The 17,748-nt window shown below is 66.8% G+C and carries 19 protein-coding genes; 1 reads left to right on the top strand and 18 read right to left on the bottom strand.

All coding sequences use genetic code 11. From position 1 onward, the window contains the following. The first annotated feature begins 19 nt into the window (after nt 1–19). Nucleotides 20–604 carry a hypothetical protein gene (locus tag HZF05_RS03190; RefSeq protein WP_160365154.1) on the top strand — a complete coding sequence of 195 codons (585 nt, stop codon included), beginning with the start codon at nt 20–22 and terminating at the stop codon, nt 602–604. Nucleotide 605: 1 nt separating this feature from the next. Here HZF05_RS03190 and HZF05_RS03195 read toward each other — a convergent pair whose 3' ends face one another. The 18 genes from HZF05_RS03195 to HZF05_RS03280 all read right to left on the bottom strand — a co-directional run bounded on the left by HZF05_RS03195 (nt 606) and on the right by HZF05_RS03280 (nt 17,632). Then, a complete protein-coding gene (locus HZF05_RS03195; RefSeq protein WP_160365155.1) occupies nt 606–1,310 on the bottom strand; it encodes an ATP12 family chaperone protein in 705 nt (234 codons plus the stop codon). Then, entirely contained in the window at nt 1,292–1,513 is a 222-nt protein-coding gene (locus tag HZF05_RS03200) for a hypothetical protein (protein ID WP_160365156.1), read from the bottom strand. Before HZF05_RS03200 ends, HZF05_RS03195 begins: the two co-directional genes overlap by 19 nt. Then, nucleotides 1,510–2,163, bottom strand: coding sequence for an HAD-IA family hydrolase (locus tag HZF05_RS03205; RefSeq protein WP_160365157.1), 654 nt, complete (start codon nt 2,161–2,163; stop codon nt 1,510–1,512). Before HZF05_RS03205 ends, HZF05_RS03200 begins: the two co-directional genes overlap by 4 nt. Next, a complete protein-coding gene (locus HZF05_RS03210) occupies nt 2,160–2,429 on the bottom strand; it encodes a hypothetical protein (protein WP_160365158.1) in 270 nt (89 codons plus the stop codon). Before HZF05_RS03210 ends, HZF05_RS03205 begins: the two co-directional genes overlap by 4 nt. Nucleotides 2,430–2,581: 152 nt before the next feature. Next, nucleotides 2,582–3,673 (bottom strand): RluA family pseudouridine synthase, encoded by a 1,092-nt coding sequence (locus tag HZF05_RS03215; protein WP_160365159.1) that lies wholly within the window; start codon nt 3,671–3,673, stop codon nt 2,582–2,584. After that, on the bottom strand, nt 3,670–4,053 hold the full coding sequence (crcB, locus tag HZF05_RS03220) for a fluoride efflux transporter CrcB (RefSeq protein WP_160365160.1): 384 nt from the start codon (nt 4,051–4,053) through the stop codon (nt 3,670–3,672). The genes HZF05_RS03215 and crcB overlap by 4 nt, the downstream gene beginning before the upstream one ends. Before the next feature lie 43 nt (nt 4,054–4,096). Beyond that, complete coding sequence (locus HZF05_RS03225) at nt 4,097–4,738, bottom strand: hypothetical protein (RefSeq protein WP_160365161.1); 642 nt, start codon at nt 4,736–4,738, stop codon at nt 4,097–4,099. Nucleotides 4,739–4,943: 205 nt separating this feature from the next. Beyond that, nucleotides 4,944–5,366, bottom strand: a complete 423-nt coding sequence (locus tag HZF05_RS03230) for an MAPEG family protein (protein ID WP_246331468.1) — start codon at nt 5,364–5,366, stop codon at nt 4,944–4,946. 122 nt (nt 5,367–5,488) lie between these two features. Continuing rightward, on the bottom strand, nt 5,489–6,037 hold the full coding sequence (locus tag HZF05_RS03235; RefSeq protein WP_160365162.1) for a hypothetical protein: 549 nt from the start codon (nt 6,035–6,037) through the stop codon (nt 5,489–5,491). 482 nt (nt 6,038–6,519) lie between these two features. Continuing rightward, nucleotides 6,520–7,707: a PDZ domain-containing protein gene (locus HZF05_RS03240; RefSeq protein ID WP_160365163.1), complete on the bottom strand. Its 1,188-nt coding sequence runs from the start codon at nt 7,705–7,707 to the stop codon at nt 6,520–6,522. 117 nt (nt 7,708–7,824) lie between these two features. Next, on the bottom strand, nt 7,825–8,442 hold the full coding sequence (locus HZF05_RS03245; RefSeq protein WP_160365164.1) for a hypothetical protein: 618 nt from the start codon (nt 8,440–8,442) through the stop codon (nt 7,825–7,827). A 151-nt stretch (nt 8,443–8,593) separates the two neighbouring features. Further along, on the bottom strand, nt 8,594–9,649 hold the full coding sequence (locus tag HZF05_RS03250) for a ribonucleotide-diphosphate reductase subunit beta (RefSeq protein ID WP_160365165.1): 1,056 nt from the start codon (nt 9,647–9,649) through the stop codon (nt 8,594–8,596). 15 nt (nt 9,650–9,664) lie between these two features. Further along, entirely contained in the window at nt 9,665–9,847 is a 183-nt protein-coding gene (locus tag HZF05_RS03255; protein ID WP_160365166.1) for a hypothetical protein, read from the bottom strand. Nucleotides 9,848–10,005: 158 nt separating this feature from the next. Beyond that, nucleotides 10,006–12,243 (bottom strand): transferrin receptor-like dimerization domain-containing protein, encoded by a 2,238-nt coding sequence (locus tag HZF05_RS03260; protein WP_160365167.1) that lies wholly within the window; start codon nt 12,241–12,243, stop codon nt 10,006–10,008. Between the two features lie 208 nt (nt 12,244–12,451). Continuing rightward, nucleotides 12,452–14,344 carry a ribonucleoside-diphosphate reductase subunit alpha gene (locus HZF05_RS03265; protein WP_160365168.1) on the bottom strand — a complete coding sequence of 631 codons (1,893 nt, stop codon included), beginning with the start codon at nt 14,342–14,344 and terminating at the stop codon, nt 12,452–12,454. Nucleotides 14,345–14,843: 499 nt separating this feature from the next. Then, nucleotides 14,844–15,689 carry an oxidoreductase gene (locus HZF05_RS03270; protein ID WP_160365169.1) on the bottom strand — a complete coding sequence of 282 codons (846 nt, stop codon included), beginning with the start codon at nt 15,687–15,689 and terminating at the stop codon, nt 14,844–14,846. 105 nt (nt 15,690–15,794) lie between these two features. After that, nucleotides 15,795–17,177 carry an FAD-containing oxidoreductase gene (locus HZF05_RS03275; protein ID WP_160365170.1) on the bottom strand — a complete coding sequence of 461 codons (1,383 nt, stop codon included), beginning with the start codon at nt 17,175–17,177 and terminating at the stop codon, nt 15,795–15,797. Further along, a complete protein-coding gene (locus tag HZF05_RS03280) occupies nt 17,174–17,632 on the bottom strand; it encodes a DUF4126 domain-containing protein (protein ID WP_160365171.1) in 459 nt (152 codons plus the stop codon). The genes HZF05_RS03275 and HZF05_RS03280 overlap by 4 nt, the downstream gene beginning before the upstream one ends. Between the last annotated feature and the right edge of the window lie 116 nt (nt 17,633–17,748).

Genomic DNA, 17,748 nt, shown 5'->3' on the forward strand with positions numbered 1-17,748 from the left:
CAGGCAAAGGGAGGGCGCCATGATCCGTATCCTGATCGGCAGCGTGCTGGGCGGCCTCGTCCAGTTCTTCGTGGGTTTCATCTTCTGGGGGACACCGCTCTCCCGTCTGGTCTTCACGGTCGCGCCCGACGCGCAGGAAGCCGCCGTGCAGACCGCCCTGGCGCAGAACCTCACCGCGACCGGGACGGGTACGTACCATGTGCCCTGGCCGGATACCGCGGCCGGGACGGTCTTGCACGGACGCGGCCCCGTGGCGCTGATCTTCTTCAACACGCAGGGTTTCCCGGCGATGCAGACAAGCTCGCTGATCGGCGGCCTGGTTCTGTCGATCGTCTCGATCCTGCTGCTGGGCCTCGCGCTACACACGGTCGCGGCGCGGGTCGACGATTTCGCCAGCCGGATGAAGATCGTGGTGTTCGCGAGCCTGGGCGTGGTGCTCTATTCCGTCCTCGGCCAGCCGGTGTTCAACTTCTACATGCCGTGGGGCTATTGGGTGTATCTGGCGATCTCGCTGATCGTCGGCTTCGTCGCGGGCGGCTTCGTGCTGGCGAAATGGTTCGTGCCGTATGCCGCGCCGCGGGTGACCGGCGAGACGGTGCACTGATCTAGTCGAGCAAAGCCAGGAACCGTGCCGCCGCCCTGAAATCGCGGCGCTTGTCCTCGCGCGCGGTGGTGGCGAGCGTGTCCTCGCCCCATTGCTCGGCCTGCCAGAGATCATCGAGCTCGGCGGCTTGCCACGCATCCTCCTCGGTCATCGCGCCTTCGGCCAGCGCCAGCGCGAGGACCAGCGAGCCGGACAGCGTGACGAGCGGCGAGAGCCCCGCGAGATGGAAGGCATCGCGCGAAGCCACGGCGCCGGCGAGGCGCTTAACCGTCGCGGCGGGCTGGTCGACGTGGGTGATGCCCGCCGTCACCGTGAAATCCACGCCATAGCGATCCCGCGCCCAGTCGAGCGGCGGATCCCACGCCTCGCCCTGCAAGGCAGTCAGCTCGGTCGGGTGATCGGCGCGGTAGCAGAGCAGGTCGCCCTCGGCATAGCGCGCGAGATTGGCGGCGAAGGTTGCGGTGTCGGGTGCGATCCGGTCGATCGCGGCGTTGGCGAGGCCGGTCAGCGGCATCGCGCGCGGATCGATCGTGCCGTCCACGACCCGCCATTCCTCGGCGATGGCGGCGGCGAGGCTGTCGGTCGGCACGATCAGATCGGCGCGCGCCGGAGTCTTGAGCGCGCGTCCGTCGAGCCGGATGCCGCGATCCTCGACCGTCACATCCTTCCAGAAACGCCTGGCGGCGATCACCGGGGCGTTCGCCATTTGTGGGCGAGGATCTTCGGCACGACGATCAGGTCGATCAGCCCCATCACGATCAGCACCCCGCCGAAGCCGTAATGGCCGGCGATATTGCCGCCCAATGCCAGCCACAGGCCGAAACCACACAGGATCGCACCGGCGACGCGCAGGCCGAGCAGGATGGCGTGGCGGTCGCGTGCCTGCTTGTCGGGATCGGGAAGGCTCATGCGGTCTCCAATGTGCACAGCGCCGGCAGATCGGACGGATGCGAAGCCACCGCGTCGGCACCCTCGCGCAGCAGCTCGTCCGCCTCGTGATAGCCCCACGCCACCCCGATGGCGCGGACGCCGGCATTGTGGGCCATGAGGATGTCGAAGCTGGTGTCGCCGATCATCACCGTGGTGGCGGGCTGGGCGCCGGCATCGGCCATGCACTGTTCGATCATCGAGGGGTGCGGCTTGGAGGGGTGACGGTCGGCGGTCTGCAGCGTGACGAAATGGTGGGCGAGGCCGTGATGTTCCAGCACCAGCCGCAGCCCCCGATCGGACTTGCCGGTGGCGACGCCGAGCAGCCAACCCTCTGCCTCCAGCGCGGCCAGCACCTCGGGGATGCCCTCGTAGAGCTGCTCCTCCACGCGCCCCTCGGCCCGCATCCGGTGGAATGCGCGCTTGTAAGCCTCGGCGAGCAGATCATGATCGTGGCCGGGCGCGAGCACCTGCATCGCTTGCGGCAGGCTCAGGCCCACGATCCGGCGGACAGCGGCACGATCGGGCGCGGGAAGGCCCGCCTCGCCGAAACATTCCTCCATGGCGACGCAGATGTTGGCCTGGCTGTCGACCAAAGTCCCGTCGCAATCGAAGATGGCGAGGCGGTTCATGAGGTTCGGGCAGTCGGACATGGAAGAATGGGACCAAGCCGGATCGTGATATTGCGGCCGGCGATATCTACCGATTTTTTGCTTTCGCCGATCCAGCCATTACACTCGGGAGAGATATCTAACTGGTTGTTACCGTTCCAGTGCATCGTAAACTCGCCGCCGAATGCCGCGATCTGTCCGCTCACGGGATCGTCGCCCGCCCGAGCAATCGACACCCCGAACAAGGGCGGCGTGCCAAGTCCGGAGACATGGTCGTCATAAACCATAGATGCCACAAGGCTTCCATCTGGCGAGACCGATTGTGGATCACCGTCTAGAATGCCTTGGGGACGAAAGGGGTGGGTCTGCACGTAAGCGATCCAAAGACCAGCCACGATTACGAAACCAGCTAGTCCCGACCACAGAAGGCCGCTCTTGCTCAATTCCGCCCCCGGCCCCGCCGTTCGCCCTTGCGCTCCTTGCGGCGATCCTTGGCGGCGTGGGCGGCGGCGCGGCGTTTGCCTTCGGGGGTCTCGCTGAACTTCACGTCCTCGATCGGCAGCGCGTCGCCGTCGACCGGATCGAAGCCGAGATGCGCGAGGCTCTCGGCGAAGTGGGTCGGCAGCTCGGCGCGCACGTCGATGCGCTCGCCGTCCGGGTGGTCGATACGGATGCGGCGCGCATGGAGGTGCATCTTGCGGCTGATTCCGCCGGTCAGGAACGCCTCCGGCCCGCCATATTTGCCGTCGCCGACGATCGGATGGCCGATCGCCGCCATGTGGACGCGCAACTGGTGGGTGCGGCCGGTCAGCGGCTGCAGCTCGACGAAGGCGGCGCGGTTGCCGGCGCGCTCGATCACGCGGTAGCGGCTGCGCGAGGGCTGGCCCTCCTTCTCGTCGACATACATCTTCTCGCCGCCAGTGCCGGGCTGCTTGGCGAGCGGCAGGTCGATCAGCCCCTCCTCGATCGAGGGGACGCCGGCGATGATCGCCCAATAGACCTTGCGCGCGGTGCGGCTGGAGAAGCTCTTCGAGAAGAAGGCGGCGGCGCGCGCGTTGCGCGCCACCAGCAGCGCGCCCGACGTGTCCTTGTCGAGCCGGTGGACCAGCTTGGGCCGCCCCTCGCTCTCATATTCCAAAGCGTCGAGCAGGCCGTCGACATGGCGATCGGTCTTGGTGCCGCCCTGCGTGGCAAGGCCGGGCGGCTTGTTGAGCACCAGAGCGGCATTGTCCTTGTGGATGACGAGGCTCTGCGCGAAGTCGATCTCATCGTCGCTGAGCGGCGTGCGCTCCCGCTTGGGCTTGGCCTTTTCGGGGGCGGGGGCTTCGAGCGGGGGGACGCGGATGATCTGCCCGGCCTCGATCCGGTCGCCCGGCGTGGCGCGCTTGCCGTCGACGCGCAACTGCCCGGTGCGCGCCCAGCGCGAGACGATGTTGAAGCTCGCGTCCGGCATGTGCCGCTTGAACCAGCGATCGAGGCGGATGCCGTCGTCGTCGGGCGCGACGGTGAACTGGCGGACGTCGTCGGTCACGCGTGCGCCCCGATCCGGGCGAGCCACAGGCCCGCGAACAGCAGCAGCACCGCGCCGATCGCCGAACTGGTCATGTAGAGGGCGGCCGTTCCCCAGTCGCTGCGCTGGATCATGTTGGCGGCTTCCAGGCTGAAGGTGGAGAAGGTGGTGTAGCCGCCCAGCACGCCGACGCCGAGCAGCAGGCGCCAGCTCTCGCCGCTGGCCGGGGTGTGGCGCGCGAGCGTTCCGACGAGCAGGCCCATGAACAGGCCGCCCGACAGGTTGATGAACCAGGTTCCCCACGGGAAGCCCGGGCCGAGCAGCACGAGGCTGACCCGGCCGATCTGATAGCGGATGCCGGCGCCCAACGCGCCGCCGATCATGACGAAGAGAAGCGGCATGGGATGCGCCTTAGAGCAGGCGCGCCGATGCGGCTAGTGGCGCTCAGCCGCCGTTGGTCCAGATATAGTCGACGGGCGTCTCGCCACCCTGGGTCGGACCGACCATGATGTAGTAGGCTTGGTCGCCCTTGTCGCCGGCGAGGTTCCAGTCGCCGTCCTTGTCGTCGCGGCCGGCGGAATAACCCGCCGCCTTCGCCTTCGCCTCGTACCAGCCGATCACCTGGCCGCGATCACCCGGCACGGCGAAGCTCACCACGCGCGCCTGACAACCGCCATCGTGGCCGGCGGCCTCCTGCAGTTTCGCCGACGGGTGCATCGGCAGGTCGGCGGGCAGCTTCGCCGCCCAGCCGTTCGCATAATCCAGGCCGCCGAGGCAACCGCCCCCGGCCGCGCTCGCGCCGCCATCCTCGGTGACGGCGGGCATGGCGGGCTTGCCGTCGCGCTGGCGCTGGGCGGCGTCGGCCAGGCTGACGGTGGCGGCGCGGTCGCCGGGCTGTGCTTTGCCGGCCTTGGCGGGATCGACCTTGATATCGGCGGCGAGCGCCTTGTTCGCGGCCGTGTCCGCCACCACCGCGCCGTTGACCAGCTGGTCGTCCATCGCGTCGAGGTTGTTCGCGGCCGGCTTGGGCTTGCCGCAGGCGGACAGCAGCAACAGCGCGGAGAGCGCGGCGAGAGGAAGGCGCATGGTCGAACGTCCCGTCATGATCGGCCGTGTCTAGCCGATCATGCGGGCGGGAGCCTCGGCGATGTGGCGGGCGCTGCCCCGAAATGGGGCGGGCGCCTACGCCTCTCCCGTTCGCCCTGAGCTTGTCGAAGGGCTGTACTTCCTTTTCCGATGCTGCAGGAAGAAGGACAGGGCTCGACAGGCTCAGCCCGAACGGTTTCGGAATCTAGCCCCAGAAGATGCCGGCGATGACCAGCAACAGGCCGACCAGCGAGACCATCCACACGAGCGTCCGTATCTTCGGGATGCCCGCCGCATAGAGCGGCAGATAGATCAGCCGTCCGAAGAAATAGAAATGCGCTCCCCACAAGGTCAACGCGCCCAATCGCCCGACAGCGGTCGCCGCCAGCACCGCGGCGGCGAAGAGCGGCAGCGTCTCCATCAGGTTCGCCTGCGCGCGCAGCAGGCGGCCCGGCAGCGGCAGGATCGGCGGCAGCGCCTCGTCGCGCGCGCCCATGTTCCACTCGACGCCATATTGCTTCGTCCGCGCGTTCGCCGCCCAGAACAGGTTGACGATCGCCAGGATCAATGTGGCGGCGAGCAGCACGATCTCGATCGGCAGCCCGTCCGGCATCGGATGATGGTCCATATACCCCTCCCTTTTTGATCCGCTCACGCGGATGGCGGCACCGGCCCGCTCCCCGGCCCAACCTCCCGATCCAGTATCATCCTGTCGGGAGGTTGGGCCGGGGAGCGGGCCGGTGCGGTCCCTTAACGACCGGTCACGATGAACCGGCCGCTGCTGCCCCCTGTAGCCGATGCGACCTGCAGCGCGAAGTGGGTCGGGCCCTTGCCGTCTTCCTGCTTGGTCGCCTCGAACTGGTTCTCGCCGGTGGCGGGCACCACGTCCCAGCCGTGTTTGCCGGCCTGATCCTTGTACCAGGCGATCACCTTGCCGGTGTCGGCGGGCGCGGTGAAGGCCATGGTGACGTCGCCCCGGCTGTCCCCGTCACCGTCACCGTCATGCGCCGAGATGTTGACGCCGTTGACCTTGGTGCCGGGAAAGAGCGGCATATCCTCGATCTTGGTGTCGTCGCCGATATCGAGATCGGGCACGTTCACCTTGGCCGAGAAGCCCGGCACGTCGATCGCGACGCTCTGCTGGCCGTTGGCAGTCTTGCCGTCGTCGGTGGCGTTGCCACCGCCGATCGTGATGCTGGCGTCCTCGCCATTGTCGCCATGGGCCTTGATGTTGCAGCCGGAGAGCGCCAGCGCGGCACCGGCGAACAGGGCGAGAGCGGCTTTGTCCGGGCGAACCATGGCTGCATCGTCTCCGTAGCTGTATTGTTTATATAATACACAAAGGTGGACGCGGAGGAAAGTGCCTGGTCGACCGCCTTATCCTCCTTGACGCACCGGCAGCCATCCAGCCTTGAAACGCCACGGAACGTTTGATGTTTCAGATAGAGCGAGCGAATATTTCATGCCCGAAACGCTGGCGCAAGATGAATGCAGGACAAGACTGGCCAAGCCGACGGCGCTTTCATCTTTCCCCCCGGGAGCGCCGTCGGTCACGCAGGAGGGCGTGCCGCTTATACGGTGCGCCCTTTTGAGTCGGATCGCATCGGATCCGGCCTGGTCTTCCCGACGCTCCCCCGGGGCATCCGGCAGACCGGCCCTGTGCCGTGTCGCTTCGCGTATTTCGGTATCGCACCAGCCCGCTCCTTCGCCCAACCTCCCGATCCAGTATCATGCTGTCGGGAGGTTGGGCGGGGGGAGCGGGCTGGCGCCGTTAGGCCAAATCAGCGTATCCGGATGTCGCCGGCGGCGATCATGTGCAGCACCTTCACGCCCGGCGCGCCGATCTTCGCGGCCATGTGCGGGCCGTCGAGCGCCTTGATCGGTGAGCCGTCCACCGCTTCCACGAAATCACCGCCCTCGATGCCCTTGGCGGCGGCGATCGAGCCCGGCTTCGTCGTCAGCACCATCGCGCCCGAGGATGTCGGCACGAACTGCAGGCCGATCGAAGCAACCCAGATGCCGTGCCCGCCCGAGCTGCCGGCGCCGTCGCTCTGATCGGGCGTGGCCGGCTGCGCCTTGAACGCGGCCGTTCCGGGCAGCGGGACGAGCGGTGGTGTCGGCGCGGGCGGCACGTCGGGCGCCGCCTGCGGCGTGGGAGTGGGGGCCGTCGCGGGAGCGGCAGGGGGCGGGGTCGGCGCGAAGCTGCCGTCGGGCAGGCGGACCCGCCTATCGGGTACCGGCGTGATCGCGGGATCGTTGTCGTCCGGCGCGGGAGCGGCCTGCGGAGCAGCCGCGGGCGGCGCTGCCGGCTTCGGTGCGGGCGCCGCAGGAGCGCTTGCAGGCGCGCGCGGCGCGGGCTTCGGCGCAGGAGAGGGCGCGGCGGGAGGAGGTGGTGCAGTTGTCACAGGGGCGATGGGCGTCGGAACCGGTGTTGGCGCCCGTACCGACGGGGAAGCGGAGGTTGTACCGGCAGCGCTCCCCGCTTGCGCATAGCTGTCGAGGAAGCGTGCCAGTGCGTCGGCCGGCACGGCGACCGGGAAGCTGCGGTCCTTGCCGGAGACGGTGATGCTCAGGCCCGCCGCGCGCGCCTGCTGTGCATAATCGAGCGGCAGCACGACGGCGACGCGCTCGCTCGCCTTCTTCGGCCAGCGGGCGGACGGGCCGCGATTGAGGATGACGACGTCGAGCTTGCGCCCGGAGGCATCGGTCGCGCGATCGAGGAGCGGATATTTCGGAAGGTGTACCTCCACCATCAGCCGTACCTCGCGAGGCTGGCCGGGGGCGAGCGTGCCGGTGAGCCACCAGTCGGTGACGACGAGGCTGAACGCCGCCCCGTCGAGATGATGCGCGCCGGTGAGCATGGTCCCCTGCGCATCGGTGGCGACCGTCGGCGCGGGATCGGGCGCGGCGTGAGCGGGGAGTGAGAGCAGCGACGCCGATGCCAGCGCCAGACCCGAAACCAGCTTCATCATCACCCTCGTGCCTGAACCTCGGCGCGGATCATAGCCAGCGGGCGGGTAGAGCGGAAGGGTGGGTTGGCGAACGGCAACGGAACCGATCATGATCCTCCCCCGCCAGGGGGAAGATCATTCGGGGTCAGGCCGCAGGTCTTCCACCAGTCGAAGAGCTTCCTTAGCTCGGCCGGTGGATGGGATACTGGCGGGCGTCTGGATCGCCCCCAGTCGCTCAATCCGACGAAGCCCAGCTTCGATATCCTCAACTGCGCGAACAGCAGGCTCGATAACCCATTCCGGTCCGTAGCTGATTGTGCGGCCCTCATTGTTAAAGAGCTTCGGAAAATGGCCGACCGCCGCCTCATAGTCCGAATAGAATTTGGTGATGGGCAGCAGGAGGTCAGGGTTTAGCATGCCCAACTTTGAAGCGAGCGCGTTGTAGAGAGTAGGCTCCCTGACTGGATAAATTTCTCGGTAGTGATCGGGCAGATCGTTGCCATACGCCCCGCGAATGATGAACCACGCGCCGAGGCCACTTGCAATCGCTGCCACGTTCTCTCGCAGCAATTTGATCTCGCCATAAAGCGACAACGCGATTGTGATCGCTTCTATATCTCGAAGGCGATTATCCCTCTTCCGATTGAGACGTGCATTAAAAAGTGCGCCCGCGATCAAACCGCCAAAGCCCAATATGGAGCCGATGCCGGACTGCCAGCCCTTGAGTTCCTGATAGAGTGCCCACCAACTCATCGCTGAATCATCGAATTTTGGGGATTGGGGATAACAGCCGTCTCATGATCGTCCCCTCTAGGGGGGGCGCCGAAGGCGACGGAGGGGGAGGGCAGCGGCGCGTTTGCCGGTCGGGCGATCTGCGCCTACCACCAGAAGATGACGCCCGGGCTTACTCCGCCGCCACCCCGGCGCGCGAGAACATATCCCCCTCTTCCCCCGCATCCTCGTTCGCCACCGGGGCGATCTTGGCGGCCTTGCGGCGGTCGAAGCTGTCCCACACCTCGTTCCAGTTGCCGCGCGTCGCCGCCTTCGAATATTCGGTCGCGCGGGTCTCGAAGAAGTTGGCGTGCTCCACGCCGTTGAGCAGCGGCGCCAGCCACGGCAGCGGGTGCTCGTCGATCATGTAGATCGGCTTCAGGCCGAGCTGGCCCAGCCGCCAGTCGGCGACGAAGCGGATATACTTCTTGATGTCCTTGGGCGTCATGCCGTTCACCGGGCCCATCTCGAACACCAGATCGATGAAGGCGTCCTCCATGCGGACGGTCTTCTGGCACATGTCCATGATGTCGTCGCGCACGGCGGGGGTCATGCAGTCCCGCTCCTTCACGAAGGCGTGGAACAGCTTGATGATGCCCTCGCAATGCAGGCTCTCGTCGCGCACCGACCAGGTGACGATCTGGCCCATGCCCTTCATCTTGTTGAAGCGCGGGAAGTTCATCAGCATCGCGAAGCTGGCGAACAGCTGCAGCCCCTCGGTGAAGCCGCCGAACATGGCGAGGGTGCGCGCGATGTCCTGATCGTTGTCGACGCCGAACTGGCCGAGATAGTCGTGCTTGTCCTTCATCTCCTTATACTGGAGGAAGGCCGAATATTCGCTTTCCGGCATGCCGATCGTGTCGAGCAGGTGCGAGTAGGCGGCGATGTGCACCGTCTCCATGTTGGAGAAGGCGGTGAGCATCATCTTGATCTCGGTGGGCTTGAACACGCGCCCGTATTTCTCGTGGTAGCAATCCTGCACCTCGACGTCCGCCTGCGTGAAGAAGCGGAAGATCTGGGTGAGCAGGTTGCGCTCGTGATCGGAGAGCTTCTGCGCCCAGTCCCGGCAATCCTCGCCCAGCGGCACCTCTTCGGGCAGCCAGTGGAGCTGCTGCTGACGCTTCCAGAAGTCGTAGGCCCAGGGATATTCGAAGGGCTTGTACTGGCGGGAGGCTTGGAGGAGAGGCATGGCAGGCTCCGGTGCTTAATGCTTGAAGAAGGTGGCGATGCCGATGAGAAGAAACATCCCACCGAAGAAACGGAAGAAATTGACGCCGAGCGTCGGGTGACGGCGATACCAATCGAGCTGACGTTCCAAAGTACGCATCTGGAGTGTCCAGATCGGGCGGGCGGTCAGCAGCACGACCGCGCCGATCGCCGTGATCATAAAGCGATACGAATAACGGGGCATGATCGGACGTGTTCGTCATGCCTCCACCCCCCAATGCTGAGCGCATTGCGAAACCGTTTGAGGGGGGCAACGGGTGGCCGCCATCCTGGCATATATAGGCGCTTTCGCGTCCTTTTGGGAGGCAGCCGAGACCATCACGGCTTCGCGTCCCGCACGGCCGCGTCGAGGCGGTCGGAATAGGCGTTCAGCGCCGCCGCCGTCTTGGCGACATAGGCCACCGCGTCGGCGAACCGCCGCTGCTCGATCGCCTCGCGCACGCCGGGCAGCGTCTTGGCGCCGTAGCCGGTGAGCGTGCCCGGTGCGTAGATCAGGTTGCGGTACCACGGGCGGCCGGGAAGCCCGTCCGGAGACAGCATCGCCTGGTCGATCCCGCGCAGATCGGCATCCAGCTTCGCGCGCACCGCCGGCGGCAGCGTGTCGGCCTTCGCCAGCACGCCATCGGCGGCGCCGGCCGAGCGGGCGAGGCGGTCCGACGCCTTGTCCAGCGCGGCGAAGTCGATCAGCGGGGTGGCCGGCTTCGCGGTCGGGGCTAGCGTAGGATCGAGCACGTTGGAACCCAGCTTGAAGTCCCCCTCCGCCGTCAATTCCTCTCGCGTCTTGTCCTTCTCGCGCTGGTCGTCGGCGAGCTTCTTCACCTCGCCGACATAGCGCGCCACCGTGGTCGCCAGATCGGAATAGCGCGCCCGGCCGACATCCGCGTCCGCCGCGCGCAGCACCAGCCGGCCGACCAGCTTGGACAGCGCCGCGCCATAGACGAGGCCCGGATCGTCGAACTTGGTCACATGGGTGAAGCTGTCATAGACCGAATGATAGGAGCCCGACGACGCATCTTCGCCGAAGAAGCCGAGATTGATCGCCGGAATGCCGAGATGCTGGAGGAAGGCGGAGTAATCCGAACCCGATCCCAGCGCGCCGACCAGCAGATCGCCGCCGCCCTTTGCCGCCTTTACCGCCGCCGCGTCGTCCGCCGAGCCGTCATAGGCCGAGGCGAGGATATCGGCGCGCTCGCGCTCCAGCACCGAGGCGTGGGTCTCCGGATCGGTCACGTCGCGCGCGGCGCTGTTGACGAAATGCTGGAGGTCGTGGCTCGCCTCCGCCTCCAGCACGCCGCGCACGCTGTTGTCGGTGTTGATGTAGATCACCGCCTTCTTCTGCAGCTCGTCGGCATGGGTCTCGGCCCATTCGGTCGAGCCGAGCAGACCCGGCTCCTCGCCGTCCCAGCTGGCGTAGACGATGGTGCGATCGGGCCGCCAGCCGGCCTTGGCGAGCTGGCCGAGCGCCTTCGCCTCGGACAGCATTGCGCCGTGGCCGGTCAGCGGATCGGAGGCGCCGAACACCCAGCCGTCGCGATGGTTGGCGCGGATCACCCATTCGTCGGGCCGCTTGGCGCCCTTCATCGTCGCGATGACGTCGTAGAGCGTCTTGAGCGACCAGTCTGACTTGACCGCGAGGTGGACCTGCACCGCATCGGTGCCGCCCCAATGATAGGCCATGCCCAGCGCGCCGCGATCCTTGTCCGTGACGACCGGCCCCTGCAGCCCGGCGAGGATCTTCGAGGCATCCGCCCAGGAGATCGGCAGCGCCGGGATCTTGAGGATGGTCGGCGCGGTCTCGCGGGTGAGGCGCTTGGCGTCCGCCGTCGCTCCGATGCCGGGCGTCAGCGGATCGCCCGGATACATCGTCATGTCCTGCACGGAGCCACGCTGGACAGCGTGATCGGGCCGCCCGCCGCCCGCCGGATAGCTGTCCCAATGCGCGTAGCCGTCGTTCGCCGGATCGGAGTAGATCAGGCAGCCGACCGCGCCATGCTCCTGCGCGAGCTTGGGCTTGAGGCCGCGCCAGCCCGCGCCGTAGCGGGCCAGCACGATCTTGCCCTTCACGTCGATGCCGCGCCGCGCCAGCGCCTCGTAATCGTCGGGCATGCCGTAATTGACGTAGACGACGGGTGCGGTGACGTCGCCATCGCCCTGATAGGCGACATAGGGGGGCAGCGCGCCCGCCGTGTTGGAGGAGGTGGGATCGCCGGCGACGGGCGGCTCCTGCCCGCCGAGCGTCACCTTCTCGGGCGTGATCAGCTCCAGCGTGGTGGAGATCGGCGTCGGGTAGAGGACCTGGAAGGTCTCGATATGCGCGTCCCAGCCCCAGCTCTTGAACAGCGCCAGCGTGGTCTCGGCATTCTGCTTGTCGTGGGGTGAGCCGACATGGTTGGGTGCGGAGGAGAAATCCTTGAGCCAGGCGAGCTGGTCCGCGCTCGACACCGAGGCATCGAGCTTCGCTTCGGCGGCGTGGGCGTCGAGCGTCGCGGCCATCGTCTGGCCGAACGCCAGCGAGGCGAGGGCCGCGCCGGCGAGAAGCTTGGTGAAAACGGTCACGCCCCTGTTCACTCCCTTACCCGGCCGTCCCCCGGCGGCCCTGCCACAACGCAAAACCAGCCCCACCATCCCGTTCGTGCTGAGGAGCCGCTGAGCGAAGTCGAAGCGGCGTCTCGAAGCACATGCACCGCGCATCGCCCTTCGAGACGGGCCATCGCCAAGCTCAGTCCTTCCTCAGGGCGAACGGGATGTGGAGTCGCTCACCACCTCACTGGCAGGCGAGGCATTCGTCGTAATCGGTTTCCGACGCATCGACCTGCTTCAAGTCGATCGTGTTGTCGGCCTCGACGCCGCCCGCGAAGCCGGCGCGCTGCACCGACTTGGAGCGGAGATAATAGAGCGACTTGATGCCCATCTCCCACGCGCGGAAGTGGAGCATCAGCAGATCCCACTTCTCGACATCGGCGGGGATGAACAGGTTCAGCGACTGCGCCTGATCGATATAGGGCGCGCGATCGGCGGCAAGCTCGATCAGCCAGCGCTGGTCGATCTCGAAGCTGGTCTTGTAGGCATCCTTCTCGTCCTGCGTCAGGAAATCGAGATGCTGGACCGATCCGCCCTTCTCGAGGATCGTGTTCCAGATCGCGTCGCTGTCCTTGCTCTTCGCCTGGAGCAGCTTCTGCAGATAGGGGTTCTTGATCGAGAAGCTGCCGGACAGCGTCTTGTGCGTGTAGATGTTGGCCGGGATCGGCTCGATGCAGGCCGAGGTGCCGCCACAGATGATGCTGATCGACGCGGTCGGCGCGATCGCCATCTTGCAGCTGAACCGCTCCATCACGCCCTGATCGGCGGCATCGGGGCACGGCCCGCGCTCGTGGGCGAGCAGCATCGAGGCCTCGTCCGCCTTGGCGCGGATGTGGCGGAACATCTTCATGTTCCAGCTCTTCGCCATCGCGCTCTCGAAGCCGAGGCCGCGCGCCTGCAGGAAGCTGTGATAGCCCATCACGCCGAGGCCGACGGAGCGCTCGCGGCTGGCGCTGTAGACGGCGCGCGCCATGCTCGGCTCGGCGCGGTCGATGAAATCCTGCAGCACGTTGTCGAGGAAGCGCATCACGTCCTCGATGAAGCGCGCGTCGCCGTTCCACTCGTCCCACGTCTCGAGATTGAGCGAGGACAGGCAGCAGACCGCCGTGCGGAACTCGCCAAACTGATCCTTGCCGGTCGGCAGCGTGATTTCCGAGCAGAGGTTGGAGGTCGACACCTTGAGGCCCACGTCGCGCTGGAACTTGGGCATGGTGCGGTTCACCGTGTCGGCGAACACGATGTAGGGCTCGCCGGTGGCGAGGCGCACCTCGACCAGCTTCTGGAACAGCGCGCGGGCGTTGACCTCGCCGCGCTTGGAACCGTCCTTGGGCGACTTCAGCTCGAACTCGCGGCCGTCGCGCACAGCCTCCATGAATTCGTCGGTGATCAGCACGCCGTGGTGGAGGTTGAGCGCCTTGCGGTTGAAGTCTCCGCTCGTCTTGCGGATCTCGAGGAACTCCTCGATCTCGGGGTGCGAGATGTCGAGATAGCAGGCGGCCGAACCACGGCGCAGCGAGCCTTGCGAGATCGCGAGCGTCAGCGAATCCATCACGCGCACGAAGGGAATGATGCCGCTGGTCTTGCCGTTGAGGCCGACCGGCTCGCCGATGCCGCGGACATTGCCCCAATAGGTGCCGATGCCGCCGCCGCGCGAGGCGAGCCAGACATTCTCGTTCCAGGTGTCGACGATGCCCTCCAGGCTGTCCGGCACCGAATTGAGGAAGCAGGAGATCGGCAGGCCGCGCCCGGTGCCGCCGTTGGACAGCACCGGGGTCGCCGGCATGAACCACAGCTTGGAGATGTAATCGTAGAGCCGCTGGGCATGCTCGGCATCGTCGGCATAAGCGGACGCGACGCGCACGAACAGATCCTGATACGATTCGCCGGGCAGCAGATAGCGGTCGTTCAGCGTGTCCTTGCCGAAATCGGTGAGGAGCGCGTCGCGGCTGTGATCGACCTCGAGCGGATAGGGCTTGCGCTGCGCGCCCTGCGTGCCGGTCTCGGCCGTCGCCTCGGTGGCGGGGGCGTCCAGGATGGTGGCGTCGGTCATGCTCGTCTCGCTACCCGAAAGGTCCATTGCTCGTCCGTCCCCGTTCTCATTCCGTTCGACTCGGAGCCGAAGCTCCAAGCCTAGCAGGCGGGGGCGTAAAGACGAGTCTGTTCCCCGTTCGTCCCATCGTGGAAATGGGCCGTCCGCTCCGGGATTCAAGGTCTTGAACCCGGTGAGTTGTCTCGATCTTGTGTCGGCCCCCTGGCCTCAACACTAGGGATAGTGCCGAACCGGGACTCAGGCCGCAAGAGTCGAAATTTGGTGGAAACGCGACTCAAGCCCCTTGACGCAGAGTCGCAGCCCTAAAAATGGCGGATATCGGACTCTCACGAATCTGTGGATGAAATGGCGTTAACCATTGCCGGCGACGAAGCGTTTACCATGTGCGCCGAGTTGAATCGGCTGCGCGCGCGGGAGTCACGAAAGGTCTAATCAAGCATATGCACTCCGGCACAGGCCGAAGCGCTGGGAAGGCAGCGTGGCGCCCGCCCCGCAACGCTCCGGCCTGCGCCGGAGCACGAGGGCTTCACTCGTCCGGAAAGTCCGCCGCCAGTGCGATGTCGCGCAGGCTTTCGATCTCGGCGAGGCGTTCCTTCATCTTCGCCGTCACCGTGTCATGGCCGAACTTTCCGAGGACGAGATGGCGCGGCGCATCGGGCTTGAGCGCGATGTCGATCATGATTTGCCCGGCGCGGACCGGATCGCCCGCCTGCGTGCCGCTATAGCCGCTGGTGTCGGCCATGCGCTTTGCGGCGGTATCGGCATAGGCCTCGATATGGCTCTGGGTCTGTTCGAGCGAGCGGCCCGCCCAGTCGGTGCGGAACGGACCCGGCTCGACGCACGTGACCTGGATGCCGAGCGGATTGACTTCGGCCTTGAGTGAGTCTGACCAACCCTCGATCGCGTGCTTGGTGGCGGAATAATAGCCCGACGCCGGGAAGCCGATCAGCCCGGCGACCGAGGTGAGGTTGATGATGTGGCCGCTGCCTTGCTCGCGCAGGATCGGCAGCACCGCGCGGGTCAGCGCAAACAGCCCGAAGACGTTGGCGTCGAACTGGGCGCGGATGTGCGGCTCCTCGCCTTCCTCGATGCTGGTCTGGTAGCCGTAGCCGGCATTGTTCACCAGCACGTCGATGCGGCCGAAATGGGTCTTGGCGGCCTCGACGGCGGCATTGATCTGGCTCTGGTCGGTCACGTCGAGATCGAGCGCCAGCGCGCGGTCGGGCGCGATGGCGGCGAGGTCCGCCACACGGTCTCGGCCTCGCGCGGTGACGACGGCGCGGCCGCCCTGTTCGAGCACTAGGCGGGCGAGCTCGCGGCCGAAGCCCGTCGAGCAGCCGGAAATGAACCAGACGGGGGCGTCGTCGGACATGGGAGAACCTCTCGGGGTAGGGAATGGTGGAGGAAGCGCGCGAGGGGCGGGGGTGTTCCGTCTCGTATAAGGACCCGTTCGCACTGAGCGAACGGAGTATGAGCGTCAGGTACGCTCCCTCAACTCCCCCGCGATCGTGGGGATCAGCTCCGCCACCGTCGGGTGGATATGCACCGTGCGGCGCAAGGCATCCGCCGTCTGGCCGAGCGCCATCATGTCGAGGATCGAGTGGATCGCCTCGTCGCCGCCCGGCCCGAGGATCGCGCCGCCCAGGATCCTGTCGGTGTCGGCATCGACGACGATCTTCATGAAGCCCAGCGCCTCGCCTTTCTCCACCGCGCGGCCGACGCGGGTCATGGCGCGCTTGCCGATCTTGATGCGGTGGCCCTTCGCCCTCGCCTCCGCCTCTCCCATCCCGCAGCGGCCGAGCGGGGGATCGACGAACAGGCCGTAGCAGGGCACGCGATCGGTCGCCTTGCGGTCGGCGCCGTCGAGCAGGTTCTCGGCGACGATCTCGAAATCGTTGTAGGCGGTGTGGGTGAAGGCGCCGCGCCCGTTGCAGTCGCCCATCGCCCAGATGCCGGGGACGTTGGTGGCGAGTGTGTCGTCGACCCGGATATAGCCGCGCTCGTCGGTGTCGATGCCGGCGACGTCGAGGCCGAGATCGTCGGTATTGGGGCGGCGGCCGACCGCGATCAGCACATGGCTGCCGATCACTTCCGGATCGCCGTTCGCGCAATTCACTCCCGCCGCGATGCCGTCCGGATGCTTCGCGAAGCGGATGCATTCGGCGTTGAGGCGGAAGTCGATCCCTTCCCTGCTCAGGATATCGAGGATGGCGGCCGAGACGTCCTCGTCTTCGCGCGCGACGATGCGCGGGCCCTTCTCGATCACCGTCACCTTTGCGCCGAGCCGCACGTAGCATTGCGCGAACTCGAGCCCGATATAGGAGCCGCCGATCACAACCAGATGCTCGGGCACCTCCTGCAAATGGAGGATCGAGCTGTTGGTCAGGTAGTCGATCTGGTCGACGCCCGGGAAATCGGGAATGCTCGCCCGGCCGCCGACGTTGAGGAAGATACGCGGCGCGGTAATCTCCTCGTCGCCCACGCTGAGCGTGCCGGGGCTCACGAAGCGGGCATGCTCGCGGATCAGCGAGACGTTCTTCATGTCCGCCAGCCATTTCTCGTTGCCCTGGCGGCTGTCGATCGCGACCTTCTGCACGCGCCGCGTGACGGCGGGCATGTCGATGCCGATGGTGCCCCCAATGGTCACGCCGTAGTCGGCGGCGCGGCGGGCGAGGTGGGCGGCGTAGGCGGAGGCGACCAGGGTCTTGGTCGGTTTGCAGCCGGTGTTGACGCAGGTGCCGCCGACGAGATGCCGCTCGACGATCGCGACCGACATGCCGGCATCGTGGAGCCGCCCGGCGAGCGAGGGGCCGGCCTGTCCCGCGCCGACGACGATCGCATCGAAACGGCGGGCGCTCACAGGCAGTGCACCACCAAAGCGGCGATGACGATCGCGATGGCGTCCTCGGTCAGAGCCGCCGGCAGATCCCGTCCGAAGGCGCGGGCGAGCGCGCCGCGCGCCGCCGCGCCGCCGAGCGTTCCGGCTACCGCGCCTGTCGCGCCGAGCAGCAACCCCAGCCACCACAAGCCCGCGCTGATCCCGATCGCCGCGCCGCTGAGCGCGCCCATCGCGACACGCGCGCCGAATTGCGGCGGTACGGTGCGGCTCGGCGTGGTGGGCAGCTTGTCGTTAACGATCTCGCCGAGCGCGACGAGGCTCCAGATCGGCGCCGTCCAGCGATAGCCCATGAAGGCGAGCCAGCTTCCTTCCAGATGCAACCCGCCGAGTCTTGCGGCCCAGGCGATGGCGGCGGGTGCCAGCATGGCGCGCAGGCCGGCGACGATCCCGATCACGAAAGCGAGAAGGTAGAGCATGACGGCTTCCCCCTGATCCGGCGCGATCGACCCCGATCGCGTTGCGCAGATGGCGCTTTCCGGGTGCCCGGATGTATAGTCGATCGGAACGGGCCTGTCACATCCCGCTCGCCGAT

The sequence above is a fragment of the Sphingomonas chungangi genome (assembly GCF_013778325.1).
Taxonomy (GTDB): Bacteria; Pseudomonadota; Alphaproteobacteria; order Sphingomonadales; family Sphingomonadaceae; genus Solisphingomonas; species Solisphingomonas chungangi.